The sequence below is a fragment of the Spirillospora sp. NPDC047418 genome (assembly GCF_040643275.1).
Lineage (GTDB): Bacteria > Actinomycetota > Actinomycetes > Streptosporangiales > Streptosporangiaceae > Spirillospora.
In genome coordinates this window covers 66372-90969 of the sequence record NZ_JBEYTW010000005.1, presented here as the reverse complement: position 1 = coordinate 90969, position 24598 = coordinate 66372, and the positions used below count along the sequence as shown (strand labels likewise).

Below are 24598 nucleotides of genomic sequence, written 5' to 3'. Positions count from 1 at the left end.
CCGAGCGGTCAGGTGGAGGGCCGCAGCCGCCAGAGGGACGTCGTCTCGGCGGCGCGGGCGGCGTGCAGGGGGTCGTCGGCGTCGGCGGCGCGCGGGTGGGCGGGCCTGGTGTCGAGCCTCCCCGCGACCTCCAGACCGGACGACGCGAACAGCTCGCGGAGTTCGTCCCGGGTGCGGAGCCCGAGGTGCTCGGCCAGGTCGGACAGGATTAGCCAGCCCTCGCCGCCCGGTTCCAGGTGTTCGGCGAGGCCGCCGAGGAACCCGCGGAGCATCGCCCCGCCCGGGTCGTAGACGGCGTGTTCGAGGGGTGAGCTCGGCTTGGCGGGCACCCACGGCGGGTTGCAGACGACCAGCCCGGCACGCCCCGGCGGGAACAGGTCAGCCTGCACGACCTCGACTACCGCGTCCACCTTGAGCCGGTCGACGTTCTCCTGGGCGCAGGCAAGCGCGCGCGGGTCGAGGTCGGTGGCGACGACGCGTTCCACACCGCGACGGGCCAGAACCGCCGCGAGGACACCCGTCCCGGTTCCGACGTCGAACGCCGTTGCCGCTGACGGGAGGGGCGCCTCGCCGACCAGGTCCACGTACTCCCCTCTGATCGGGGAGAACACTCCGTAGTGCGGATGGATCCGGTCGCCGCCCAGCGCGGGAATGGCGACGCCCTTCTCCCGCCATTCATGGGCACCGATGACGCCCAGCACCTCGCGCAAGGAGACGACGTAGGGCTGGTCGTCCGTCCCATAGACCTCCGCACAGGCGTCCTGGACGGAGGGTGCGCGACGGAGCGGAATCACGTGTCCCGGGTCGAACGGTATGAGCAGCATGCCGAGCGTCCGCGCGCGCTGGGCTCGTGCCTGACGGTAAAGGTGGAACGCCTGTACCTGGGACGGTTCCGGCTTGCGCTTGCGCCGACGCGGCGGGCGGTCGATGCGCCGTGCCATCGCCTGGAGGAGCTGCCGGGCGTTCTGGAAGTCGCCGCGCCACAGCAGCGCGGTGCCCTCGCAGGCCAGCCTGTAGGCGTCGTCCGCGCGGGTCTCGTCGTCCGCGACCACGATGTGGCGGGGCGGGGGCGCGCCGCTCTCCGACCGCCAGCGGACGCGATGATCCCGGCCGCCCTCCCGCCAGGAGATGTCGTCCACGAGCAGTACCGTATCGGCGTGCGTCTACCTGGGCCATTGCATGTACTGAACGAGGGTCTCGCCTTTGTCTTGGAGGTCGCGGCCATCGTCGCGCTGGCCTGGTGGGGCTTCACCACCGGCGGGAACATCATGGTCAACATCATCTTGGGGGTGGGGGCGCCGGTGGCCGCGATGGTCCTGTGGGGCCTGTTCGCCGCTCCACGCGCCCGTTTCAAGGTCGCGCTACCGCTCGTCCTTCTGGTGAAGGCCGTCGTCTTCGGTGCGGGCGCACTGGCGTTCTACGGCGTGGACCATGCCGCACTGGCGCTGGGGTTCGCCGTTGTCGCCGTCCTCAACACCGCCTTGGCGACGCTCGATCGCGAAGCCCACTTCCGTACCGCCGTCTAGCCGAGGCCCACGCTCGGCAGGTCCGCGCTCGATAGGTCCGCGCTCGACAGGTGGGTGGACGTTTCGGCCAGTTTCCGGAGCGCCCTCTCCGAGGGCGACCCGGGGTCCGCCGCGTACAGCATCAGGCGGCTGAGGTCGGGGTCGCCGGGCAGGTGCAGGGTCTCGAACGGCAGGACGAGCCGTCCCACCCGCGGGTGCTCGATGCGGGCCTCGCCGTGCGTCAGGTCCGTGACGTGGTGCTCGGACCACATCCCGGCGAACTCGGGGCCGCGCTCGCGCAGGCAGTCGATCAGCGTGCGCAGGCGCGGGTCGTCCGGGTCCTGCCCGGCGCGGAAACGCAGATAGGCGACGTTGCGGCGCGCCACGACCGGCCAGCCGGCGCCGAGCCGGGCCCGGTAGTCGGCGTTCAGGTGGATCTGGTGCGACCAGGTCCGCTCGTCCGGCGGGACGTTCGCGAGGTCGACGAACACGGCGGCGGTGAGCCGGTTCCAGGCGACCACGTTCGTGTAGTGGCCGACGATGTACGCGGGCGCGTGCGTGATCGAGTCGAGGAGATGGCGGAGCGGGGTCCGCAGGCGCGGCGGCTCTGTGATCGGCGCGCGGTGCGGCGGGTGCGCGAGGCGGTGCAGGTGGGCGTGCTCGTCGCCGTCCAGCCGCAGCGCCCGCGAGACCGCGTCGAGGACCTCGGCGGACACGCCGCCGGCCGTGCCCTGTTCGAGCCGGATGTAGTAGGCGACGCTGACGCCGGCGAGCTGCGCGAGCTCCTCGCGGCGCAGCCCGGGAACGCGCCGCCGCGTCCCGTAGGAGGGGACGCCGGCGTCCTCGGGCCGCAGCCGGGCCCGCCGCGACCTGAGGAAGTCGCCGAGTTCGTTGCCGCGCGCCATGCCACCGAGGTTATCGGCGGCTGGGTTACGGTTGCTCCGCACTTGTCCGGGTGAGGGAGGCAGGGGCCGGATGTATCCACAGCGGTTCGGGAACTACGAGTTGCTGTCCGAACTGGGCGAGGGCGGGATGGGCACCGTCCATCTGGGGCGGGCGCCGGACGGCCGGATCGTCGCGCTGAAGACGATGAACCGGATCGCCTTCCGCAGCGAGGACGGGCACCGGAGGTTCGAGCGGGAGACCGCCGCGCTGCGCAAGGTCGACGACCCGCACGTCGCCGCGTTCGTCGACGCCGACCTGGCGGGGCCGTCCCCCTACCTGGTCACCGAGTACGTCCAGGGACGTCCGCTGGACGCGGTCGTGGCGGCGGGGCCGCTCGGGCAGGACGGCCTCCGACGGCTCGGTCTCGGCCTGGCGCGGGCCCTGCGCGCCCTGCATGCGGCGGACCTGATCCACCGGGACGTCAAGCCCGCCAACATCATCATGGCGGGCGGGGAGCCGGTGCTCATCGATCTGGGCATCGCCCATCACATCGACAAGACCCGGATGACGACCAGGACGATCGGCACGTGGAGCTACCTTGCCCCCGAACTCGTGGCGAACAAGAAGCCGACCGGGGCGGCGGACGTGTTCGCCTGGGGCGCGGTGATGGCCTACGCGGCGACCGGCCGGCCGTGCTTCGCGGCGGACTCGGACCCGGCGCTCCTCAACCAGATCCTCACCATGGAACCGGACCTGTCCGGCGTTCCCGGCTGGTTGCGGGGCATCGTCGGCCGGTCGCTCGCCAAGGATCCGGACCACCGCCCGTCCGTCCGGTCGCTGTGCGAGGCGATGGCCGACCGCCCGCACGTGGAACTGCTCCGCACCGCCTACCTGGACGCGCGGGCCGCCCACGAGCACGCCCGTGCCGAGGGCATCGCGTTCGGCCTGCACGCGATCGCCGTCGCGGCCGGGGACACCGTGCTGGCGGCGAGCAGCCTGCTGGACCAGGCGCACGCCGCACGCTACGCGGAGCGGTTCGACCGCGCCGAGACGCTGTTCGAACAGGCGCGGGTCGCCTCCGCCGCCGTCCGGGCCCGCCAGGACGAGGGCTGGGCGTGGGACGGGATCGGCGTCTGCCGGCACCGGCGGGGCGAGTACGCCGCGGCGGAGGAGGCGTTCGCCGCGGCGCTCGCCATCGCCGAGGAGGTCGGCGACACCGCGCTGCGCGCGTGGAACCTGTGCAACCTCGGGAGTCTCGCGCTGCGGCGCGGCGACCCACACCGCGCGGGAGATCGGGGACCACCGCCGGGAGGGCTGGGCCTGGTACGACCTCGGCGAGTCCGCGCGCGGGCGGAAGGGGTTCGACGTGGCCCGGGACGCGCTCGAGAGCACCCTGCGCATCGCCACCGAGCACGGCGACCGCCTGATGGAGGGCTGGACCCGGTGCAAGCTCGGCGGGTGCCTCCGCGACACCGGCGGCCGAGACGAGGCGATCGCCATGTACGAGCAGGCCCGCGACGTCGCCGACCTTCTGAACGATAAGAAGATGCGGGACTACGCCACGATTCGCCTGGACGCGCTGACCTCCGCGTCCTGACCCTCCTGACCCCCCGAGCCTGCTACTGGGAGTGGTACGACCGAGCGGGGTCTGGGTAAGCGCGCCCTACCGCGCGATGGTCGCAGGCATGACCGCACTAACCACCGCTGTCTCCGCACCCATCGAGCGGATGTCGTCGCGGAACAAGCTGGTTCTGACCCTTCTGCTCGGTGCGCAGTTCATGCTCGCCATCGACTTCTCCATCCTGAACGTGGCGTTGCCCGTTGTCGGCAGGGGATTGGGCTTCAGCCTGGACGACTTGCAGTGGATCGCCACGGCGTTCGCACTCCCCGCCGCCGGTTTCACGCTTCTGTTCGGTCGCGTAGCCGATCTGTTCGGACGGCGCCGGATGCTGCTCGCGGGCATGGCCCTCCTGGCCGGAGGGTCTCTGATCGGCGGGCTGGCCCCGTCACCGGAGATGCTGCTGTTCGGACGCGTTCTGCAAGGGCTGGCCACAGCGATCGCGACACCGGCGGCCCTGTCGCTGCTCACCACTTCCTTCCCGGAGGGGCCGCTCAGAACGCGGGCGCTCGGGCTCAGCGGCGCGCTCATGTCGGCGGGGTTCACCGTCGGCGCGATCCTGGGCGGAGTGCTGACCGATCTGCTGAGCTGGCGCTGGGCGTTCCTGGTCAACGTGCCGGTCGCGGTGCTGATCGTCGTCGTCACCCCGATCGTGATCGGCGAGAGCCGGACGCAAAACAGGGCGAAGCTGGACGTTCCGGGAGCGGTGACCGTCACCGGCGGGCTGCTCGCCCTCGTGTACGGGATCACGGCGGCCGGCTCGCGGACGTCGCCGGCCGCGCTCGGGGCACTCGCGGCCGCGGCCGTCCTGCTGGTGGCGTTCGTGCTCATCGAGCGGCGCTCGCCGGCCCCGCTCGCGCCGCTGCGCGTGCTGACCCGCCGGACCGTCACCTGGGGCAATGTGGGCGGGTTCATCGCCTTCGCCACCGAGACGTCGCTGGTGTTCCTGCTGACGCTCTACTTCCAGCAGGTCCTGGACTTCTCGCCGCTGGCCACGGGCCTCGCGCTCGGCGTCCTCGGCGCCGGAACGTTCGCCGGCGGCGTCGCCGCGCCGCGGATCATGGGCCGGCTCGGCGGCCGGGCGACGCTCGCCTCCGGGCTCGTCCTGCAGGCCGCGGCGACGGCCGTGCTGCTGGGGCTCGGCGACTCGCGCGACGGCCTCGGCCTGCTGCTGGCCGCCACTGCGATCGGCGGTTTCGGGAACCTCGTCGCGATCGTCGCGTTCATGGGGATCGCGACGTCCGGGCTGCCGGACGGCGAGCAGGGCCTCGCGACCGGCCTCGCCACCATGACGCAGCAGGTCGCGATCACCCTCGGCATCCCCGTGATGAGCGCGGTGGCCACCGCGAACTCGTCCGTGCTGGGCGGCCTCCAGACCGCGATCGCGGTGAACGCCCTGATCGTCCTCGCCGGAGCGGCCCTCGCCTGGACGTTCCTGCGCCGCGCCTGAAGGGGGACGGCCAGGCAGATCCGCGGGCGCCGGACGCCGGGGCGCCTGGCCGTGTGGCGCGCCGGAGCCGACCGGCGCGCGTCCGGCTGTGGCGCGCCGGAGCCGGCCGGCGCGCCACGAAGCCGTCTCAGCCCGGGACCTTGTCGAGGAAGCCGGTGACGCGGTCGAAGCGGCCGTCCTCGGTGAACGTCGCCACGTCGAAGCCGGCGGCGACCGCCTCCCCGCCCTCGGGGCCGAGCTCCCAGGTGAAGCGGGCCACATTGTGGTGGGCGTCCACGGGTCCCGCCGGACGGAACACCAGGCCGGCGAACTGCTGCTGCGCCGCGCCGACGAACGCGTCGATCGCGTCGCGCCCCTCGGCCACCCCGAGCGGGTCGACGTAGACGGGGCTCTCCGCCCACACCTCGTCGATCGCGGCGCGCCGCGCGGCCGGGTCCGTCTCGTTCCAGATGGCCAGGTAACGCTCGACCCGCTGCTCGATGTCGCTCATGTCGTGACTCCCGTCTGATCGCTCCGGTTTCGTTGGCGCCTACGCTGCCAACCGGGCGACGGAAGATCGATTACCTGCGACGTCATGGCCGTTCAGCCGAGGACGACCCGGTCGGCGGCGGTACGGACGAGGCGCTCGGCGAGCGCGACGGCCTCGTCCGCGGAGTCCCTGCCCGCGGAGTCCTTGCCCTCTCGCCGGGGCGTGTAGGAGAGCCAGATGGTGACATTGCCCTTGCGCGCGGCGATCTGGACCTGCGTCGCGCGGCCCGGGTTCCGATGGGCGGACGTGACGAGCGTCGCCTCGTCGCCTATGCCGGGCAGCGGGCGGGCGCCCTCGGCATCGGGCGCGGGCCCGGGAAAGCCGTCGCGGAAGTTCTGTTCGGCCTGCTCGATTCCGCCGTCCCGGCCCAATGCGTACTTGTGCAGCCGGTACTCCAGGCTCAGTGAAATGGTGTCGAAACGGCACATGGATCTGCCGGAGGGGTCGCGGACCGACAATGGCTTCTCCGTGGTCGCCATTTGCTTCGCCGCCGGGACGAGGACGCGGCAGGCGTCGGGTACGGCGCTCGCTTCCACGCGGCCGGGCCATGACTGGTGATGCCAGATCGGATCGAACGTGACGAAGACGAACGTCCAGGCCGAGAGGATCGCCACGTGCGCGAAGACGTATCTCCAGGTCAGCAGGGACCTGCCACGCTTCACCTCCCGTCCCGACCGCTTGGAGAGGTCGGCGACGGCGGCGTCGAAGCGCCGGTCGCGGTGGAAGCGGAGGCGGATCGGCGCGCCCAGGGTCACCGAGGTCGCGGGGCTGACGGCGCCTATCCCCTCCGTCCAGAGGCGACGGCGCCTTTCGAACTTCGTGATGCCCTCCCAGGCCATGTAGACCTGGCCGACGGAGTCTTTGTTGTTGTGCAGCCCGTCCGGCCCGAGTTTCACCTTGCCGAACAGGATGCTCAGTGTCGCGGCAATGGCCGTCACACCCAGGAATGCGATGCATGCGGCCGGAATAATGGCCTGGATCCAGAGGGCGTACGCGGCGGCGAGGATGAGCAGGGTTCCGGCGGTCGCCTGCGCATAGGCCAGGTACCGGAGCGTGCGCGGCGGCCTCAGCACGACCTCGTCGGACTCGGAGGCCGGCAGCACCGGGCCATCGGGCAGGCTCTCCATGATCTCCTCCTCGCGGTGTGAGGAGATCGTAGTGCCGTGGACGATGATGTCGTTTTCTCGCTAGTGAGAGCGTGCCGTATCGGTGATGCTGGATGCATGCACGAGGACGTGGAGAGGTGTGTACGGGCCGTCCAGTCGAAGGACGCCCGGTTCGACGGGTGGTTCTTCACCGGGGTGGTGACCACCGGGATCTACTGCCGTCCGAGCTGTCCCGTCGTTCCGCCCAAGCGGGAGAACATGCGCTTCTACCCTAGCGCCGCGGCGGCCCAGCAGGCCGGTTTCCGGGCCTGTAAACGATGCCGCCCGGACACGTCCCCCGGCTCCCCCGAGTGGAACCACAGGGCGGATCTCGTCGCGCGGGCCATGCGCCTCATCGCGGACGGTGTCGTCGACCGCGAGGGTGTGCCCGGCCTTGCGGGAAGGCTCGGCTACAGCACGCGCCAGATCGAGCGGCAACTCAACGCCGAACTGGGGGCAGGTCCACTTGCCCTAGCGCGGGCCCAGCGTGCCCAGACGGCACGGCTCCTCATCGAAACGACCGCCCTCCCGATGGGGGACGTCGCGTTCGCCGCAGGGTTCGCCAGTATCCGCGCCTTCAACGACACCGTCCGCGAGGTGTTCGCGCTGACGCCCTCGGGTCTGCGCGACCGTGTCGCCAAGGGGCAGCCGCCGGCCGGCTCAGGGGTGCTCTCCCTGCGGTTGCCCTTCCGGACGCCGCTCTGCCCGGACAACCTCTTCGGCCATCTCACGGCCACCGCCGTCCCAGGCGTCGAGGAGTGGCGGGACGGCGCGTTCCGCCGCGCCATGCGGCTCCCCCACGGACACGGCATCTCGACCCTCCGGCCCCAGCCGGACCACATCGCGTGCACGCTCAACCTCGCCGACCTGCGCGACCTCACCATCGCGATCAGCCGGTGCCGGTGGATGCTCGACCTGGACGCCGACCCCGTCGCCGTGGACGATCTGCTCCGCACCGACCCCGTCCTCGCCCCGCTGGTCGACAAGGCCCCCGGACGGCGTGTACCGCGCACCGTGGACGCCCCCGAGTTCGCCGTCCGGGCCGTCCTGGGGCAGCAGGTGTCGACGGCCGCCGCACGCACCCACGCAGGACGTCTGGTCACCGCCTATGGCGACCCCGTGGACGACCCGGGCGGAGGGCTGACGCACCTCTTCCCGACACCCTCCGCCCTGGCCCGGCTCGACCCGGAGGACCTGGCGTTCCCGAAGACCCGTCGCACTACGCTCATCACCCTTGTCGAAGCACTGGCGAACGGTGAACTCGACCTCGGCGTGGGGAGCGACTGGGAAGAGGCCCGAGCGCGCTTGTCCGAGCTGCCGGGCTTCGGCCCATGGACCATCGAGACCATCGCGATGCGTGCCCTCGGTGACCCGGACGCGTTCATCCCAGGCGACCTGGGAGTCCGGGCCGCCGCCAAGTCCCTCGACCTCCCGAGCACCCCGGCCGCCCTCACCCGACGCGCCGCCCAATGGCGTCCATGGCGGGCCTATGCCGTCCAATACCTGTGGGCGACGGGCGACCACCCCATCAACCTGCTTCCAGCACACTGAGGAACCTCATGCCTACACACGTCGTCCTGGACAGTCCCGTCGGCCCGCTCACCGTGGTCGCCACAGACGGAGCCCTGTCCGGGCTCTACATGGAGAAGCAACGTCACCTGCCGTCCGAGGAGACCTTCGGCGCACCCGGCGACCCGGACACCGAACCCTTCGCAACGGTCGCCGCACAGCTCACCGCCTACTTCGCGGGGGAGCTGACCGAGTTCGACGTTCCGCTCAACCTCCACGGGACACCGTTCCAGCGGCGGGTCTGGGCGGCACTCCAGGAGATCCCCTACGGCGAGACGACCACCTACGGCGAACTCGCCGCCGAACTCGGCAACCCGTCCGCGTCCCGCGCGGTCGGCCTCGCCAACGGACGCAACCCGGTCGGCGTCATCGTCCCCTGCCACCGCGTCGTCGGCTCCACCGGCTCGCTCACCGGCTACGGCGGCGGCCTGGACCGCAAGCGCTACCTCCTCGACTTCGAGCGCAAGACCCGCACGGGGGCAGGCGAGGCGATGCTCTTCTGACTCTTGTCAGAGGTGGGGGCTAACGTGCAGGGCGTAGACGTCCACCGTGGGAAGGGTGATCGAGGTGGAGTTCCGAGTCGACCGGCAGACGCTCGCCGACGCCGTCGCGTGGGCGGCGCGGACGCTGCCGACGCGCCCAGCCCTCCCCGTCCTCGCGGGGATGCTCATCGAGGTCACCGACAAGGGCGAGCTGACCCTGGCCGGGTTCGACTACGAGGTGTCCGCGCACGCCCGCGAGGACGCCACCGTCACCGAACCGGGCCGCGTCCTCGTCCCCGGACGCCTGCTGTCGGACATCGTCCGGAACCTCCCCCACCACCCGGTGGAGGTCTTCACCAAGGGCTCCGAGGTCGTCGTCCGCTGCGGCCCGGCCGAGTTCGGCCTGCTGACGCTGCCCGTCGAGGACTACCCCACCCTCCCCGAGCCGCCCGCCCGCGCCGGCACCATCCCCGGCGACCTGTTCGCCACCGCGGTCGCCCAGGTCACCCCGGCCGCCGGGCGCGACGACACCCTGCCTATGCTCACCGGCGTCCGCATCGACATCGAGGGCGACACGATGTGGCTCGCCTGCACCGACCGCTACCGCATCGCCGCCCGCGAGCTGACCTGGTCGCCCGACGACCCCGCCTTCACCGCCGGCGTCGTCGTCCCGGCCCGCACCCTCGCCGACACCGCCAAGGCGATCAAGCGGGGCGCGGACGTCGCCATCGACCTCGGCGGCACCGCCGACACCCTGATCGGCGTCTCCGGCGGCGGCCGCAGCATGACCAGCCGCCTGCTGGACGACCAGTACATCAACTACCGGTCCCGCCTCACCGGCACCTGGTCGTCCATCGCCGAGATCCCCGTCGCCCCGTTCGTCGAGGCGATCAAGCGCGCCGCCCTCGTCACCGAGCGCGGCACCCCCATCCGCCTCGCCTTCACCGCCGACGAGGTCCGCATCCGCGCCGCCACCGGCGACTCCGCCCGCGCCAACGAGGCGCTGGCCGCGACCCTCACCGGCGACGACATCGACATCGCCTTCGCACCCCAGTACCTCTTGGACGGCCTGGCCGGCATCGACACCGAATACGCCCGGCTCGAATGCGCGGGCCCCACGAAGGCCGCCCTCCTGACCGGCATCCCCGACAAGAAGGACGACGAGGAGGCCCCGCCCGAAACCGACACCGGCTACCGGTACCTGGCCATGCCGGTGCGCCTGACCTCCTGACCCGGCCTCGCGCCCGCTCAGAGGTCCAAGACGGCGAGGACGAACCGAACCTCGGTGGCACTCGCGTTCCCGTACGAGTGGGGGCGGTCGCCGACGAACACGGCCGCTGCGCCCTCCTCGACGAGGTCCGTCCGGCCGTCGACACCGAGGGTCAGCGTGCCCTCCTGCACGAACACGATCTCCTTGGTGCCCGGTACATGCGCGTCGCTCTCCCGCGTCTCACCGGGCTGGAGCACCCAGTTCCACAGTTCCAGCGACGGCCGCGGGTCGCTTCCGGCGAGCAGCGTCCCCGTTCCGCCGTGCTCGCCCTCCCACAGGACGACGTGCCGCTCCGGCCGGAACATCCGCACCGGCGGCTCCTCCTCCACCTGCACCAGCCGCGTCAGCGGCACGCCGAGCGCGTCCGAGATGCGGATGAGCGTCCCCAGGTTCGGGTTGCCGCGCCCCTGCTCCAGCCCGACCAGCACGCCCTTGCTGACCCCGGCCCGCCCGGCGAGCTCGTCCAGGCTCCACCCATGCCCGGCCCGCAGCGCCCGCACCGTCCGCGCCACGGCCTCCCCGATCGCCTCCTGCCCGCCCATCACCCTCCAGCCCTCTTCAGCGTTGCCGCCAGACGAACGGACGCCTCCGCCAGTGACGGCGTGCGCCTCGCCCACTCCACACCGATCAGTCTCCCGCAGTCCCAAGTCGGCACCCGTGCAACCGTGACGTGGCCGGCATCGCTTGCCGCGGTTGGCAGGGCGGTCGTTGCATCGCCGGCGGGCCTGGTGACGGTCGGGGATCATCGGTGGGTGTTCCATGTTCATCTTGTGCCGCGCCGGCGCGGGGACGATCTCCGCCTCATGTGGGACCCGGCGCCGGCGTCCGCCGAGGACCTGGCCCGGACGTGGGAGCGCCTCACCGCACGATGACGTTATTGCCGGGTGCGAAGCCCAGCGGTCGGTATAGTGGTATGGCGATATCATTAAAGTGACCGGTGGAGGGGTTCGGATGTTGGAGCGGATCGGGGTGGACGAGGCCGTCCTGGAGTTGCGGCCGGACTTCGCCGTACTCGTCATGACCGCCCAGGGCCTGGCGAACGGGCCGAGCGACCAGGTGTCGGAGGAGTGGCTGGCCGAGGCCGCGGGGAAGGCGGACGCCGATGACCCGCACGTCGAAGCATGGCGCGAGGCGTACCGGGCGTTCGGAGCCAAGCCGCAGCGGACGCGGCCGTCCGTGGACGCCCTGCTCCGGCGCGCGGACGCGCTCCCGTCCATCAACAGGGTCGTGGACGCCTACAACGCGGTGAGCGTCGAGTACGCGCTGCCGATCGGCGGCGAGGACCTCGACGCCTACCAGGGGCCCGCGCGCCTGGTCCGGGCCACGGGCGACGAGCCGTTCGACGTGGTCGCGGGCGGCGAGCCCGCCGTCGAGCACCCGAACGCGGGCGAGGTCGTCTGGCGGGACGACGCGGGCGTGACCTGCCGGCGCTGGAACTGGCGGCAGTGCGTCCGGACCCGGCTGACCGAGGACACGAAGAATGCCCTGTTCCTCCTCGAAAGCCTGGAGCCGTACCCGATCGAGCGGCTGACCGAGGCGGGCGACCGGCTGGCCGAGCGCCTCCGCGTCATCACGCCGGACGTGCGGATCGAAAGCCGGCTCATCGGCGGGCGGTGATGGTCACCGTCCTCGCGCTGAGCGCCGCACTGGCATACGGGGTCGCCGACTTCCTCGGCGGCACGGTCACCCGGAGATCGACCGCGATCCGGGCCCTGACCTGGTGCGTTCCGATCGGCTTGGCGGTCGTCCTGGTGGCCGCGCTGCTCAGCGGCGGCAGCCCCGGCGCAGGGCCGATGACCTGGGGCTTCGTCGCCGGGATCTCCGGCGGCGCCGGCCTGATCACGTTCTACCGGGCGCTGGCGCGCGGCCCGATGAGCGTGGTGGCACCGGTGTCCGCGCTGGCCGCCGCGGTCCTCCCGGTCGCCGTGGGCATCGCGGAGGGCGAGCGGCTCGACGCGTCCGTTCTGCTCGGGGTCCTGCTGTGCCTCGTGGCGATCGGCCTGGTCAGCATGGAGGCGAACGACCCGGCGAGAACAGCGGTGTCGCGCCCGGCCGGGTGGCGGCGGCTCCTCGACTCGGGCCCGGTCATGGCCGCGGTATCCGGTATCTGCTTCGGCGTCTTCTTCGTCCTGCTGAAGGAGGCCGGAGACGGCAGCGGCCTGTGGCCCATCGTCGGCGCCCGCCTGGGCAACCTGGTCATCGTCATCGTCGCGCTGCTGGTCCTGGCGTTCCGCGGCGGAGACAAGGGCCCGCGAGTGTCCGGACGGACGCTGATCGGGCTCGCGCTCCTGTCCGGCAGCCTGGACGCGGGCGCGAACGTCCTGTACTTCCTCGCGGTGCACAACGGCATGCTCAGCCTGGCCGCCGTCCTCACATCCCTCTACCCGGCCATCACCGTGCTGCTCGCAAGAGTCGCCTACAGCGAACACCTACGCACCGTCCAACGCGTCGGCCTGGCCGTAGCAGTCGCCGGCGTAGCCCTCGTCACGGTCGGCTGAGCTAGACGCTCAGCACCGTGATCGCCTCGGTCGCGGGGATCTGGCCCAAGTACGCCTGAATGTCCATGGAATCAGAGGTCGCGATGATCGCCGCCGCGATCTCCACTGCGGCCAGGGCCACCAGGCCGTCCACCGGATCGGGCTTCTTCTTGGACGCCAAGCCCGCCTTGCCGATCAGTTCACCGATCCGACGCCACTCGGTCTCGGTGTAGCAGCAACCACCGCGCAGTCCTTGAGCGCCCGTGCGAGATGTGCCCGGGTCGGGCTACCCCGGTTCATACCACCATCCGTCGGGAGCGGATGGTGGCGGCGCGGGCACGGGCTGCCGCGTTCTCCGCACGGATGCGTTCCGCTTCGCCGGGTGCCACCTCCTCTTGCGGCCAGGGCAAGGTCTCGGCTTCGGTCTCGACGACGTCCCGGCCGGCCGCAACGGCGGCCGCTCTGATCTGCTCGCTGGGACGAGAATGGCCGCCACCGTCGGGCGCGGCGCTAGAGATCGTGGCTGCCCGCGCGGATCTCGGCCACTAGAGCGTGGAATGCGGGGCGCCCCAGCGTCAGCGATGGACCATCAGGGTCTGTTGAGTCTCGCACCCCAACAGCGTCCGTCAGGTCGTATGCGACTTCAACGCAGGTGTCGGCGTCCTTGCTGCGGCTGCTCTTCCGCCACTTGGCGCCGGTCAGGTTCTGCGGGATCGTCATGAATCGGCAAACCCTCATCTCTTGGCAGCGGCGTTGATCAGTGAGAGGGAGTCGTCAGGGTCGAGTGCCGCTTCGCAAATCATCTCAAATGCCAACCTACAGTGAGCGACCTGCTGAGGGCTCTCCATGTAGACGACACCGAAGAAGCCTTCGGCATAAGCGACATCGGGATCGGCGGGTTGGGCGAAGCGGAGCACGATCAAGGACCCCTCGAGTCCGCAGTGCGTGCCCGCGGCCTGTGGCAAGACCTGGATCGTGACGTTCGGGCGTTGGGCCTCTGCGGTGAGACGATGCAACTGCTCGCGCATCATTGCCGAGCCGCCGATCGGACGGCCGAGCACGGCCTCGTCGAGGACGACGTGGAGGTTCGGCGGGCCGTCCTCACGGGTGAGAAGAGTCTGCCGCACCATGCGAGCCTGGAGACGGCGTTCGATGTCGCTGGCCTCGCCGAGCTCACCGGCTTTGATGATCTCACGTGCGTAGTCCTGAGTTTGGAGCAAGCCTGGAATCACCTGGGGCGCCCAATTGCCGATCTCCGCGGCGGCGTCTTCGAGCGCGACGTAGGGACCGTTCAGGACGTCGATGTAGTCGGTCCACCAGCCCCGGTCTTCGGCTTCCCGAGCGAGACTCAAGATCGCTTCGCGGTCGGGGCTGCCGACACCGTAGAGATTGAGCATCAACTCGACGTCGCGTTCGTTCGGCTTGTTGCGGGCGCTCTCGATGTGGCTGACCTTGCCCTGGCTCCAACCGAGCCTGGCAGCGGCAGCGGTGACGCCTAGTCCGGCTTGTTCGCGGAACTCGCGGAGGCTGCGCGCGAGTCGTCGAGCGCGCACGGACGGGATGTACCGGGGTGGCATGTCTCAACTGTCGCTTTCAGTGATCGTCAAACGACACTGCGTGGCCAAGTGTGGCCAAAGTGATGTGATGGAATCCTTGCAGTAGGTAATCATTACTCACATGATGTCATCATGACGTCACGTCGCGTGTATGACGCATGAATCAGCGGACGGATGTCCACCGGCGGAAACGCCGATGCGCGCGCCGTGAAGAGCCGCCGCGCGGTCGGGGATGAGATTGGGAGACCTCCCCCGGCCGCGCGGCTACCACCCCAACAGAGGAGGTGCCGCCATGGTAGACGCGCCGAGGGCGGCGAACGGAACCACGGTCGACAGAATCGACCTGAACGGTCTGTGCCCCGGCTGGTGCACGGAGCGGATCGACGGACGGCTCGTCGCCAGGCGACTCGGGCCGCTCACCGACTACCAGCTCGGTCACGGGTGCTTGGAGGAGGTGACGGCGCGGTCGATCACCGAGCTGGTGATCGTGTGCGAGGCCCAGCACACCCTGGCCGGACGGATCGAGGTCGCCGAAACGGTCGAACGAGGCTTCAAGGCGTCGGCGTCATGACCGTCACCGTCGACGAGGTCGGCCGTCCCCCATGGGACATGGTCGAGGCCGACCCCGGCGTCGTGCTCGCCGAGGCGCATCGAATGCTGCCGGGCGTGGTCGCATGGGCGGGCGAGTTCACCGGCTCATTCTGGCTGTTGCGCGGTGACCGTCTGGAGGAGTTCAGGGACCCGCGCGCCCTGCTCGCGCGGATCAGTGAGATCGCCGTGCCGGCTCTGCTGGCATCCCGATCGTCGGGAGTCTGGTCGCCGGACGCTGGACGGCAGGGCACCCAGTCGGGCGCGGACGCCATCGGGACACACGCCAGACAGGTGTCCGGCAAGCCGGCCATGCGTCCTCAGCCGACGGATCTCATCTTCCCGCCGCCGGGCCGGTTTCGGCGGCTCCTCGAGAAGTGCCGGCAGTTCGTCGATAAGGAGAACGACGACTGCCTGTGAGCAGGCCCCGTAACGGGAGTCGGCCACCGGCCCAAGTGCGCTTATGCGCGGCAGCACGAAGTTCACGAGCACACCCTTTTCAGCTGCCGAGAGAGGGCGCGTCCGCCCTCTCTCGGCAGGCGGAACAGCGCAACAGAGTCCCGGCCCAGCGGACTCTCGGAACTATGGAGGAGCGCATGATCTCGCGTCTCGATCCCCAGCGGCCGAACGGGCTGCTCTGCTCGCCGGACGGCGAATCACGCGGTCTGATCGCGCGGGTCGGCGACCTGTTCCCCCTCGACCCCGCTCCGGAAGTGCACGCGGCGAGCACTGAACCGCCGTCGGCGTCCGGCGTCCGGCCGTGGGGGCTGCGGTTCGTTCGCCTGCCCAACGCCCGCCTCGTCCCCTCCGCGAAGCCGGCGACCTACGACCCCATATCGCAGTTGGCGGTCGACGTGGCCACAGGCCGCCCCGTGTTCAAGCACAAAGGCGGAACAAAGGAGACGACGGGTACCCCTGACGGGAGCAAGCCGTCTCCCGAAGAGACGACCAAGGATTGAGCGGTGACGACTTCCACCGTTCTCGTCATCACGAACCGCGAAGACAGTACGGCCGACCGGGTCGTCCACGAACTCAACGAGCGCGGGACCCCGGTCATGCGGTTCGATGCGGCCGACTTCCCGCAGCGACTGGCACTGTCGGGTGAATGCGGGCCGGACGCATGGTCAGGCTCACTGGTCGGTGACCACCACTCGGTTCGGCTGGACTCCGTCGCCGGCGCCTACTACCGGCGTCCGGGGCAGTTCGAGCTACCGGACGGAATGACGCAGCCCGAACAGCTCTGGTCCTACGGCGAGGCGCGCATCGGCTTCGGCGGTGTACTCCAAGCACTGGACTGCGCATGGGTGAACCATCCGCAATGCGCGGCCGCCGCCGAGTACAAGCCGGTCCAGCTCTCGGCCGCCGCCGCCGCCGGGCTCCGCATCCCGCGGACATTCATTGGCAACTCTCCCGAGCACGCGCTCGCATGGGCGAAAGAGGTCGGTGCACCGATCGTTTACAAGCCGCTCGCCGGGTCGGTGCACATCGAAGCGAGGACGACGAAGATCGTATACGCGACGTCGATCGATGACCTTTCGATGCTCGACGATCCAGCGGTCCGCGTGACCGCACATTGCTTCCAAGAATGGGTGCCGAAGCAGGCGGAGGCTCGTGTCACCGTGGTCGGCGACGACATGTTCGCCGTCGTGATCCACGTCGGCTCGCCCGAGGGGCGGATCGACTGGCGCGCCGACTACGCCGCACACCGATACGAGGTCACACCCGTCCCCGCCGGCGTGTGCGCCGGACTACGGTCATGCCTGGATCGACTCGGGCTGGTCTACTGTGCGGCGGACTTCGCCATCAACCCGGGCGGAGAGTGGGTCTTCCTCGGTGATCTCAACCCCAACGGCGAGTGGGGATGGCTCGCCCATCACTGCGAGCTGCCGATCGCCGCGTCGATCGCCGACGCGCTGGAGAGGGGCATGCGTTGACCCGGACCGATCGTGATGCGGGCGGGCGTCCCGTCGCCCTCGCGGACCGGCTTTTCCGAGCCGGTGACATCAGCGACCCGGCCTGGCGCGATGCGTTCGCTCGCGTCCCGCGGCATGTCTTCGTCCCGTCCTACGGACGCTACGAGCACGCTGTGGATGGCACGCGATATGTGCTCGTCAGCGGTGATGACCCCGGACAGCGCGAGGAATGGCTCAACGGCGTCTACTCCGACGAAACACTGATCACGCAGGTCGAGAGTCGGCCGGTCGAGGACGCCCTCTCCGGCGGGCGCGGTACGGGTGCGTGGACCAGCTCCTCGACCGCCCCCGGACTCATGGCCCGCATGCTGGAAGCTCTCGACGTCGCGGACGGTATGACGGTCCTGGAGATAGGGACGGGAACCGGCTACAACGCCGCACTGCTGAGCGAACGTCTCGCCGCGCACGATGTCACGTCCGTGGACATCAGCGAGCAACTGGTCGACGCAGCCCGGCGGCGCCTCCGAAGTCTCGGGTACCGGCCGGCCGTCGCGGTGGCCGACGGCCGCGAGGGCCACCCCGGTCGCGCGCCCTATGAGCGGATCATCGCGACCTGTGCGTTCCCCCATATCCCTCCCGCATGGCTCGACCAACTCAAGCCCGGCGGGCTCGTCCTCGTCAACATCGCCGGAGGGATCGGCGGTGCCATGGCCGTCGCCCGCATGGACGAAGGCGGAACGGCGACCGGCCGCTACCTCCCCGAGTGGGCCGGGTTCATGCCCGCACGATCCCTCCGCTCCACTCCTGAACCGAACTACCCTGACGCCGAATGTTCGCGCGAGACGTCACTCGGCCCCGACTGTCTCGACAGCGCCGCGTTCGCGTTCATGGCACAACTACATGTCGGTGAAGCCGCGCCTTACTGGGCAACGCACGAAGACGGCTTCCAGCTCTACGGGCTGAGCGCTCCCGATGGCTCTTGGGCTGAGGTCCATCTCACCGGTGAGCACGGCCTCCGACGTGCCGAACAGGGCGGTCCACGCGGGCTCTGGGACTTGATCGAGTCGGCCGACCAGACCTGGCGCGACCTCGGCCGTCCCGACTGGTCGGGCTTCGGGATCACCGCGACCGCCGCAGAGCAGTGGGCGTGGTTCGACACACCCGCCGGCCCTTCATGGCGGCTTCCCTCATGGCCGGGCAGTGCGACACGGACCAATGCGAAGGCCCGTTGACGTGTGTTCGGGTCAACGGGCCTTGAGCGGTGGCGGTGGTGGTGGGATTCGAACCCACGGAAGCTTGCACTTCACACGCTTTCGAGGTCTGCGGCTCCCCGTCCACTCATGATCGCCGGAGTACTTCGCACTCACTCAAGCGTCGTCAGGGCGCGTAGGAAGCCATCCGGCGTTCGTGGCCAGACGCTTATGAACGAGCCTGAACGAACCTCGGTTAGCGACCAACTGAGACTAAAAGTGAGACTGCTCAATGGTCCCCGCTGGCTGGCACGAGTGGGCCTGAGTCCTTCAGAACTTGGTTCTTTTATCGGTCTTCGCTATCCGGCGGATCTCATCTGCACTCTGGTTCAACTTCGCGCCGCTCAGGTCCGCGCCGCTCAGGTCCGCGCCGCTCAGGTCCGCGCCGCGCAGGTCCGCGCCGCGCAGGTCCGCGCCGCGCAGGTCCGCGCCGCGCAGGTACGCGTCGCGCAGGTCCGCGTCGCGCAGGTCCGCGTCGCGCAGGTCCGCGTCGCGCAGGTCCGCGTAGCTCAGGTACGCGTAGCTCAGGTCCGCGTCGCTCAGGTCCGCGTCGCGCAGGTCCGCGTCGCTCAGGTCCGCGTCGCGCAGGTACGCGCCGCGCAGGTCCGCGTAGCTCAGGTACGCGTAGCTCAGGTCCGCGTCGCGCAGGTACGCGCCGCGCAGGTCCGCGTAGCTCAGGTCCGCGCCGCGCAGGTCCGCGTGGATCAGGTTGGCTTTACTGAAGTGGGCTTTTGGAAGGCTGATTTGGGGAGTGCGGATCTGGTGGAGGTCGAGGGGTGGAACGGGGTAGGGGTTGTTGGCCAGGGTGGTGAGTGCGGCGGCGATGTCGGTGGAGGGTTCTTCGGGGAGCTTGGCCTGCTTGATCGTGGGTGCGGGGTCGTGTTCGCGGGTGAAGCCTGCCAGCAGGGCAGTGATGGCGTCACGGTCGCGGGGGGAGTCGGTGAGGAGCCGGTTGAAGGCGTGGATGGCGCCGAGGCGGATGGTGGTGTCGTCGTCGGCTAAGGCTTCGAGGGCCTTGGCGTATCGGTCGGTGAGCTGGCTTTCCTGGGCGACCTTCAGGTTCTTCTGGGAGTTGCGCAGGTCCTCCTGGGAGGTGCGCACGGCCAGACCGGTGGCGATCAGGCTGCCTGCGGTGAACAGCACACCGAACAGAATGCCCAGCGAGTTGAGCCATTGATGTCGTTCGGCCCGGTGCCGGTCGCGCAACTCCAGTCGCACCTCGGCGGGGAGCCGGTCGAGTTCATCCTGGGTCGGCAACGTGATCCTGAGTGACCGCCTGGTGGGCGGCGCCTGCGCGGTTTCGTCCTGCCCCTGTCCCTGACCGTCGCCTTCGGTTTCAGAGTCGCTCACAGGCAGTGCCCACGGGGCGGAGGACTGTCGCCGGGCAGGCCCGGTTCGGGCACGGTGTGGTCATCGACAAGGGCTGGGCCGGGCAAGGCGACTCCTGGCGGGCGGAGGAAGAGGAGAACTCGTCTTGACGATAACGATCTACAACTGGAACGACCCGCGGGGACGTGAGGCGGCAGGCGACCAGGTGTGGCCACACTTCCAAAAACGCCCGTTCTGTCAACTGCCTAGAACCGCGCCATCGACGGCTCTCACTCTGCTGCCTGCGTTCGGATCTTCTGGCTTCCCAGCGCAGCAGACAAGCTAGGCCGCCGTCACTCCGTGGGGCTTACCGACCCCTTCAACCGGAAGCCTCTGACCGTCGGCGCACAGCATCTGAGTGATCTGAGATTTCCGGATCTCAGTCCTCAGTTTCCGCCTGGGGTTCTACTCCGGCGTCGTTTTGGGGTGGATCGGCTACGAAGGTGCCCTTGTCGTGAACGGTGAGAATCAGGTCGCGGTCGCGTAGTTCCTGCGTGCCGCGCCGTACCGTCATGTACGCGATGCCGTATTCGTCCGCAAGTTCGCGTTCGGAGGGCAGTCGAGCGCCGGGCCGGAGGTCGCCGGCAGCGATCCGCGCCGCGATGTGGTCAGCGAACGCCATGTAGACGAGTTGCGGCCCCTGCGGATCGAACTTCGGAACCTCTGAACGATCACCCACACGACCAACGTAGAGCCCCGTTGACCTATATAAAGGCACTGGAGCTATGCATAGCTCTATGTAGCACGTACACTGCGCTGGCCGTCCGTCCGCCGAGTTCGCCTCGCTCCGGCGCCACTGGCCTTAGGGGATCCTGTGTGATGCCCAGCAGCGGTTGGCCGAGCGGCTCGCCCTGGCGGAGGCCGCCCGACCGAGGATCGCTCCGCATCCCAAGGTCATCGCACGTAAGGCCGGTCATGGTGGGCCGTCATGCCTGGAGACCTCGCATCGAGAGTCTCTCGTCAGCGGCTCGGACGAAGCGGGGTGCCCATGAACGGCGGACCCCTCACAGCGGGGGCCGTCGGCCGTCCGGACGGTGAGGACCGCGATGGCCATCATGGGATGGTCGAGCGCCTCCATGGCCAAGCGGTACCAGCACATGAGCGACGTCATCCGCAGCGACGTCGCGGAGCGCGTGGCGGGTCTCCTCTGGGAGCCGACCGAGGACCAGGACGACGACCCTGAAGGGGGTCAGGAGACGGCCTAGCGGCATCAACTGAGACTAGAACTGAGACTAGAAAGCGCAGAGGGCGGGACCGTCGGTCCCGCCCTCTAGACGTTTGGCCAGATGAACGGCCATCTGGGGTGGCGGTGGTGGTGGGATTCGAACCCACGGAAGCTTGCACTTCACACGCTTTCGAGGCGTGCGCCCTCGTCCACTAGGCGACACCACCGCGGGAGAGCCTACCTGACTCTGCGGCGCGTGAAGAACTCGATTAGCGGTTCGGCGCACTCGTCGGCCATCAGTTCGGCGATCACTTCGGGGCGGTGGTTGAGCCGCCGGTCGCGGACGACGTCCCACAGCGACCCGACCGCGCCGGCCTTTGGGTCGACGGCGCCGTAGACGACGCGGTCCAGGCGTGCCTGGACGGACGCGCCCGCGCACATCGTGCACGGCTCCAGCGTGACGACCAGTGTGCAGCCCGACAGGCGCCATGTGCCGAGGGTCGCTGCTGCCGTCCGCATCGCGATGATCTCCGCGTGGCCGGTCGGGTCGGCGGAGTGCTCGCGGTCGTTGCGGCCGGTACCGATCACCTCGCCGGACGCGTCCAGAACTACCGCACCGACCGGGATCTCCCCGGCCTCGGACGCCTTCCGCGCCTCCTGCAGCGCCAGCCGCATCGCCGGCGCGTATCGCGCGAGCACCGGGTCCTCGAAGCTCGGGGGGTGGCCGGGGTCAGTCACGGAGGCGGTCGAACTCTTCGCCGAAACCGGCCCGCTCGGCGACGGTGAGGAGGGCGTCGCCGGGGAGGGCGCGCTCGCCGAGGTCGGTGAGCTGCTCGGCGCCGAGGCCGAGGTCTTCCAGGAGGGCCGGGTCGCCGGCGGCGTCGCCGTCCGGGACCTCGCCGACGAGCTGCTGGAACAGCGCCCCGAGCCCGTCCTCCCGGACGGTGGACACGAACGCGCGCGGCTCGTCCTGCCCGTCCATGCGGACGACGGCGAACCAGTCGTCGTCCTGCTCGATCATCAGCAGCACCGGGTCGCCGTAGGACTCGACGGCGGCCTCCCGCATCAGGTCGGCGACGTCGTCGACGTGGTCCGCCTCGGCGAGCACGGCCTCGGTGCCGACCCAGCCCTGGGGGGTCTGCGCGAACACGGCGGCGAAGTAGGACACGTGCTCATTCTGACCCACGGGAACACCCCGGTCACAACCCTTTGCGCGGGTGTGGTTCCGGTACCGGCTGCCCGGCGAAGGTTGTGAATAAACTTCGGGTTTTGTCCGGTGGCGGACTGGCCGTCCTCCTTCCGCTCGCGTCCCGGGAGTCCGCATACTGCTCAGCGGCCCCGATCCGGGAGGAAACGCGATGAGCGCGGACGAACTCACCAGGCGCGGGTTTCTCGCCGGGACGGCGGGCGCCGCGGCGATCCTCGCGACGAGCGCGGCCGGCGGTTCGTCCGCCGAGGCCCATGCCGCCCAGCTCGTGGCGGCGAAACGGGCGCCCGTCGCGGAACTCCCCGACCCGGCGGAATCCGGCATCGACCACATCGTGGTCGTGATGATGGAGAACCGGTCCTTCGACCACTACATGGGCTGGCTCCCCGGTGCGGACGGTCGCCAGGCCGGCCTCACCTTCACCGACACCGCCGGCGACGCGCACGACACCCACCACCTGAAGGTGCCGTGGGGCTGCGGCTTCCAGGACCCGGACCACTCCTACACGGGCGGACGAACCGAGTACAACGACGGCAAATGCGACGGATGGCTGCGCGCCGGCGGCAACGACGTCTTCTCCATCGGCTACTACGAGGGTCCCGACCTGGGCTTCCACGGCCACGCCGCCCTCGACTGGACGGTCTGCGACCGCTACTTCCCGGCGATCATGTCGTCCACGTTCCCGAACCGGATCTTCCAGCACTCGGCCCAGACCGACCGGATCAACAACGCGCTGACGATCGCGGAGATCCCCACCATCTGGGACCGGCTGAAGGCCAAGGGCGTCTCCTGCCGCTACTACTTCAGCGACGTCCCGTTCACGGCGATCTGGGGGCTGCGCCACCTCGACATCAGCCGGCCCATCGGGGAGTTCCGCAGCGACGCCCGGAACGGCCGGCTGCCCGCGGTCAGCTTCGTCGAACCCGGCTTCCTCGGCGAGATCTTCCTGCCGGGCATGTCCGAGGACGAGCACCCGCTCGCCGACATCCGGTTCGGGCAGGCGTTCCTGAACGAGGTCTACACGGCGGTCGTCACGTCGCCGAACTGGCCGCGCACCCTCTTCGTGATCAACTACGACGAGTGGGGCGGGTTCTTCGACCACGTCCCGCCGCCGGCCGGCCCCGACCCGCGTCCCGACCTCGGCACCGGGCTGCGCGGCTTCCGCGTCCCCTGCCTGCTGATCTCCCCGCGGGCCCGGCGCGGCGCCGTCGCGCACGAGGTGTACGACCACACGTCCGTGCTGAAGGCCATCGAGTGGCGCTGGGACCTGGAGCCGCTGACCGTCCGGGACGCCGCCGCCCGCAACATCGCCGAGGTCCTCGACTTCACCGCCCCGCCCGACACCCGCGCACCCCGCTACGGCGCGAAGCGCCCGATCAGCCTCGGCTGCCTGGACCCGGCCCACAGCCACACCGGCGACGACTGGGCCGGCCTCAGCGACTACGCCCGCACCAGCGGCTTCCCCCGCCCCGCCTGACGACCCGCGGGCGGACGGCCTACGGGACGGTCTAAGGGGACGGCCTACGCGACGGCCCGGGGACGGCGTCTACGGGACGGCGTCGAGGGCGCGTTCGAAGGCCGGCGCGAAGCCGATGCGGCCGGCGATGCTGAGCAGCATCTCGTCCGGGTAGAGCTCCAGGTCGCCGGAGATGGCGCCGAGCTCCATCTCGTCCAGCCCCAGGTCGGCGAAGATCGACATGTCCCCGACGGGGAGGACCTGGTCGAGTTCCTCCTCGTCGGGGATCGGGATGTCCAGGTACTCCAGCACCTGCCCGGCGAGCGGCCAGTCGACCGACGCCGTGACGTCCGACAGGAACACCATGACGTCGTCGCCGAGCAGGCGGATCGCCACGAAGAAGTCGTCGCCGACCGACACCAGCCCGACCGTGCCGCCGAGGCTCGGCTGCTGGCGCAGGGCATGGATCATCCCCGCGAGGTCCTCGGTCAGCGCGACCGGGAGGATCTCGGCCTCCCAGCCCTCGTCTTCCCGATACACCACGACGGCGAAGTCCGCCGCGTCCACATCCGTCATTTCCACCCCACCGGCGCGTCTCCTGCCAGGGCATGGTCGCAGATGCGGCGCGCGCTCGCGTGCCCCACCGTCAAACTCGGCGCCGCGCCCCGAGCCGAATCCGGGAGGCAGCACCATGTACGGGTACCTGGCGCCACGAACCTATCCAACCCGCATCAATTGATGCGGAAAGTGCGGCGGCGCAGTTGCGCGTGGATCCGCGCCCGGCGGGACCGGTGCGGTGTCACCCGGGCGCGCAGCTCGCGGGCCTCCGCCAGTTCGCGCAGGAAGATCGCCCGGCGGCGCAGATGCTCGCGCACCTCCTCGGGGGAGATGTCGCCCTGCGGGCCCGGCCGCGGCGGGGCGTCCGCGGCTGTGACATCGGTCACCTCGGGCTGCGCGGGCGGGGGCGCGGTCTCGGCGGACGGGGCGGGAGCAGCGCTTTCGGGAGGCTCGGGAGGCCGGGGGGCGGCGGGTTCTGCGGGGGGCGCGGGCCCCCTCGGCTCGTGCTCGCTCTCGCTGTTCATACCGCCATACTGCCCAGCTCAGCGGCGTCCTATCCTAGATCGGCACGGTCCGGCCGGGCGGGCGGGTTGGGCTACGGTGACCC

General features: G+C 70.2%; 29 protein-coding genes, 1 tRNA gene and 1 pseudogene. 16 read left to right on the top strand and 15 right to left on the bottom strand.

The annotated features are described in order from the left end of the window. Positions 1-8 precede the first annotated feature (8 nt). Positions 9-1139 carry a methyltransferase gene (locus tag ABZ806_RS04675; protein ID WP_500215346.1) on the bottom strand — a complete coding sequence of 377 codons (1131 nt, stop codon included), beginning with the start codon at positions 1137-1139 and terminating at the stop codon, positions 9-11. 18 nt (positions 1140-1157) lie between these two features. Between ABZ806_RS04675 and ABZ806_RS04670 the strand changes: the two genes are divergently transcribed. Then, positions 1158-1526: a YrdB family protein gene (locus ABZ806_RS04670; RefSeq protein WP_500215344.1), complete on the top strand. Its 369-nt coding sequence runs from the start codon at positions 1158-1160 to the stop codon at positions 1524-1526. On the opposite strand, the gene ABZ806_RS04665 is transcribed toward ABZ806_RS04670, so the two are convergent. After that, positions 1523-2410, bottom strand: a complete 888-nt coding sequence (locus tag ABZ806_RS04665) for a helix-turn-helix transcriptional regulator (protein ID WP_500215342.1) — start codon at positions 2408-2410, stop codon at positions 1523-1525. The genes ABZ806_RS04670 and ABZ806_RS04665 overlap by 4 nt on opposite strands. Between ABZ806_RS04665 and ABZ806_RS04660 the strand changes: the two are divergent. From ABZ806_RS04660 to ABZ806_RS04650, 3 genes and pseudogenes are all read left to right on the top strand, one after another. After that, positions 2409-3665, top strand: a pseudogene (locus ABZ806_RS04660) (serine/threonine-protein kinase); the annotation flags it as partial. The gene ABZ806_RS04665 and the pseudogene ABZ806_RS04660 overlap by 2 nt on opposite strands. A gap of 91 nt (positions 3666-3756) precedes the next feature. Then, positions 3757-3987 (top strand): hypothetical protein, encoded by a 231-nt coding sequence (locus ABZ806_RS04655; RefSeq protein WP_500215340.1) that lies wholly within the window; start codon positions 3757-3759, stop codon positions 3985-3987. A gap of 88 nt (positions 3988-4075) precedes the next feature. Beyond that, positions 4076-5458 (top strand): MFS transporter, encoded by a 1383-nt coding sequence (locus ABZ806_RS04650; protein ID WP_500215339.1) that lies wholly within the window; start codon positions 4076-4078, stop codon positions 5456-5458. A 127-nt stretch (positions 5459-5585) separates the two neighbouring features. Here ABZ806_RS04650 and ABZ806_RS04645 read toward each other — a convergent pair whose 3' ends face one another. Then, positions 5586-5948 (bottom strand): nuclear transport factor 2 family protein, encoded by a 363-nt coding sequence (locus tag ABZ806_RS04645; protein ID WP_500215337.1) that lies wholly within the window; start codon positions 5946-5948, stop codon positions 5586-5588. A gap of 92 nt (positions 5949-6040) precedes the next feature. Further along, positions 6041-7114, bottom strand: coding sequence for a hypothetical protein (locus ABZ806_RS04640; protein ID WP_500215335.1), 1074 nt, complete (start codon positions 7112-7114; stop codon positions 6041-6043). Between the two features lie 96 nt (positions 7115-7210). Here ABZ806_RS04640 and ABZ806_RS04635 point away from each other — a divergent pair, with 96 nt between their 5' ends. The 3 genes from ABZ806_RS04635 to dnaN all read left to right on the top strand — a co-directional run bounded on the left by ABZ806_RS04635 (position 7211) and on the right by dnaN (position 10414). After that, positions 7211-8683, top strand: coding sequence for an AlkA N-terminal domain-containing protein (locus ABZ806_RS04635; RefSeq protein ID WP_500215334.1), 1473 nt, complete (start codon positions 7211-7213; stop codon positions 8681-8683). Positions 8684-8691: 8 nt separating this feature from the next. Next, entirely contained in the window at positions 8692-9204 is a 513-nt protein-coding gene (locus tag ABZ806_RS04630; RefSeq protein ID WP_500215332.1) for a methylated-DNA--[protein]-cysteine S-methyltransferase, read from the top strand. Positions 9205-9268: 64 nt separating this feature from the next. Beyond that, positions 9269-10414, top strand: a complete 1146-nt coding sequence (gene dnaN / locus ABZ806_RS04625) for a DNA polymerase III subunit beta (RefSeq protein WP_500215508.1) — start codon at positions 9269-9271, stop codon at positions 10412-10414. Positions 10415-10431: 17 nt separating this feature from the next. Here the strand turns inward: dnaN and ABZ806_RS04620 are convergent, their stop codons facing one another. After that, positions 10432-10995, bottom strand: coding sequence for a helix-turn-helix domain-containing protein (locus ABZ806_RS04620; protein WP_500215330.1), 564 nt, complete (start codon positions 10993-10995; stop codon positions 10432-10434). A 409-nt stretch (positions 10996-11404) separates the two neighbouring features. Here ABZ806_RS04620 and ABZ806_RS04615 point away from each other — a divergent pair, with 409 nt between their 5' ends. Together ABZ806_RS04615 and ABZ806_RS04610 are read left to right on the top strand one after the other, a co-directional pair. Then, a complete protein-coding gene (locus ABZ806_RS04615; RefSeq protein WP_500215328.1) occupies positions 11405-12070 on the top strand; it encodes a B3/B4 domain-containing protein in 666 nt (221 codons plus the stop codon). Further along, positions 12070-12951: an EamA family transporter gene (locus tag ABZ806_RS04610; RefSeq protein WP_500215505.1), complete on the top strand. Its 882-nt coding sequence runs from the start codon at positions 12070-12072 to the stop codon at positions 12949-12951. The genes ABZ806_RS04615 and ABZ806_RS04610 overlap by 1 nt, the downstream gene beginning before the upstream one ends. A 1-nt stretch (position 12952) precedes the next feature. Here the strand turns inward: ABZ806_RS04610 and ABZ806_RS04605 are convergent, their stop codons facing one another. From ABZ806_RS04605 to ABZ806_RS04595, 3 genes are all read right to left on the bottom strand, one after another. Continuing rightward, the gene (locus tag ABZ806_RS04605) at positions 12953-13111 is read right to left on the bottom strand and encodes a hypothetical protein (protein ID WP_500215327.1); all 159 of its coding nucleotides are present in this window, start codon (positions 13109-13111) and stop codon (positions 12953-12955) included. Between the two features lie 329 nt (positions 13112-13440). Further along, the gene (locus ABZ806_RS04600; protein ID WP_500215326.1) at positions 13441-13650 is read right to left on the bottom strand and encodes a DUF397 domain-containing protein; all 210 of its coding nucleotides are present in this window, start codon (positions 13648-13650) and stop codon (positions 13441-13443) included. A gap of 14 nt (positions 13651-13664) precedes the next feature. Then, positions 13665-14483, bottom strand: a complete 819-nt coding sequence (locus ABZ806_RS04595) for a helix-turn-helix domain-containing protein (RefSeq protein WP_500215325.1) — start codon at positions 14481-14483, stop codon at positions 13665-13667. A 295-nt stretch (positions 14484-14778) separates the two neighbouring features. Between ABZ806_RS04595 and ABZ806_RS04590 the strand changes: the two genes are divergently transcribed. From ABZ806_RS04590 to tgmC, 5 genes are all read left to right on the top strand, one after another. Continuing rightward, positions 14779-15057 carry a hypothetical protein gene (locus tag ABZ806_RS04590; RefSeq protein ID WP_500215324.1) on the top strand — a complete coding sequence of 93 codons (279 nt, stop codon included), beginning with the start codon at positions 14779-14781 and terminating at the stop codon, positions 15055-15057. After that, a complete protein-coding gene (locus tag ABZ806_RS04585; protein ID WP_500215323.1) occupies positions 15054-15494 on the top strand; it encodes a hypothetical protein in 441 nt (146 codons plus the stop codon). Before ABZ806_RS04590 ends, ABZ806_RS04585 begins: the two co-directional genes overlap by 4 nt. Positions 15495-15658: 164 nt before the next feature. Beyond that, positions 15659-16033 carry a putative ATP-grasp-modified RiPP gene (gene tgmA / locus ABZ806_RS04580; RefSeq protein ID WP_500215321.1) on the top strand — a complete coding sequence of 125 codons (375 nt, stop codon included), beginning with the start codon at positions 15659-15661 and terminating at the stop codon, positions 16031-16033. Between the two features lie 3 nt (positions 16034-16036). Continuing rightward, positions 16037-17008, top strand: coding sequence for an ATP-grasp ribosomal peptide maturase (gene tgmB, locus ABZ806_RS04575; RefSeq protein WP_500215319.1), 972 nt, complete (start codon positions 16037-16039; stop codon positions 17006-17008). Continuing rightward, on the top strand, positions 17005-18219 hold the full coding sequence (gene tgmC, locus ABZ806_RS04570; protein WP_500215318.1) for an ATP-grasp peptide maturase system methyltransferase: 1215 nt from the start codon (positions 17005-17007) through the stop codon (positions 18217-18219). Before tgmB ends, tgmC begins: the two co-directional genes overlap by 4 nt. A 288-nt stretch (positions 18220-18507) precedes the next feature. Here the strand turns inward: tgmC and ABZ806_RS04565 are convergent, their stop codons facing one another. After that, positions 18508-19587 (bottom strand): pentapeptide repeat-containing protein, encoded by a 1080-nt coding sequence (locus ABZ806_RS04565; RefSeq protein WP_500215316.1) that lies wholly within the window; start codon positions 19585-19587, stop codon positions 18508-18510. A 397-nt stretch (positions 19588-19984) separates the two neighbouring features. Beyond that, entirely contained in the window at positions 19985-20284 is a 300-nt protein-coding gene (locus tag ABZ806_RS04560) for a GntR family transcriptional regulator (protein WP_500215315.1), read from the bottom strand. A gap of 367 nt (positions 20285-20651) precedes the next feature. Between ABZ806_RS04560 and ABZ806_RS04555 the strand changes: the two genes are divergently transcribed. Further along, positions 20652-20810: a hypothetical protein gene (locus ABZ806_RS04555; protein ID WP_500215314.1), complete on the top strand. Its 159-nt coding sequence runs from the start codon at positions 20652-20654 to the stop codon at positions 20808-20810. Between the two features lie 99 nt (positions 20811-20909). Here ABZ806_RS04555 and ABZ806_RS04550 read toward each other — a convergent pair. The 3 genes from ABZ806_RS04550 to ABZ806_RS04540 form a co-directional block, all read right to left on the bottom strand. Further along, positions 20910-20997: transfer RNA gene (locus tag ABZ806_RS04550), tRNA-Ser, on the bottom strand. A gap of 10 nt (positions 20998-21007) precedes the next feature. Beyond that, a complete protein-coding gene (tadA, locus tag ABZ806_RS04545) occupies positions 21008-21445 on the bottom strand; it encodes a tRNA adenosine(34) deaminase TadA (RefSeq protein ID WP_500215503.1) in 438 nt (145 codons plus the stop codon). Positions 21446-21500: 55 nt separating this feature from the next. After that, on the bottom strand, positions 21501-21956 hold the full coding sequence (locus ABZ806_RS04540; protein ID WP_500215312.1) for a tRNA adenosine deaminase-associated protein: 456 nt from the start codon (positions 21954-21956) through the stop codon (positions 21501-21503). Positions 21957-22128: 172 nt separating this feature from the next. Here ABZ806_RS04540 and ABZ806_RS04535 point away from each other — a divergent pair, with 172 nt between their 5' ends. Beyond that, complete coding sequence (locus tag ABZ806_RS04535) at positions 22129-23454, top strand: alkaline phosphatase family protein (RefSeq protein ID WP_500215310.1); 1326 nt, start codon at positions 22129-22131, stop codon at positions 23452-23454. 69 nt (positions 23455-23523) lie between these two features. On the opposite strand, the gene ABZ806_RS04530 is transcribed toward ABZ806_RS04535, so the two are convergent. Both ABZ806_RS04530 and ABZ806_RS04525 read right to left on the bottom strand, forming a co-directional pair. Next, positions 23524-24009, bottom strand: coding sequence for a tRNA adenosine deaminase-associated protein (locus ABZ806_RS04530; RefSeq protein WP_500215308.1), 486 nt, complete (start codon positions 24007-24009; stop codon positions 23524-23526). Between the two features lie 155 nt (positions 24010-24164). Beyond that, positions 24165-24515, bottom strand: coding sequence for a hypothetical protein (locus tag ABZ806_RS04525; protein ID WP_500215307.1), 351 nt, complete (start codon positions 24513-24515; stop codon positions 24165-24167). Positions 24516-24598 lie beyond the last annotated feature (83 nt).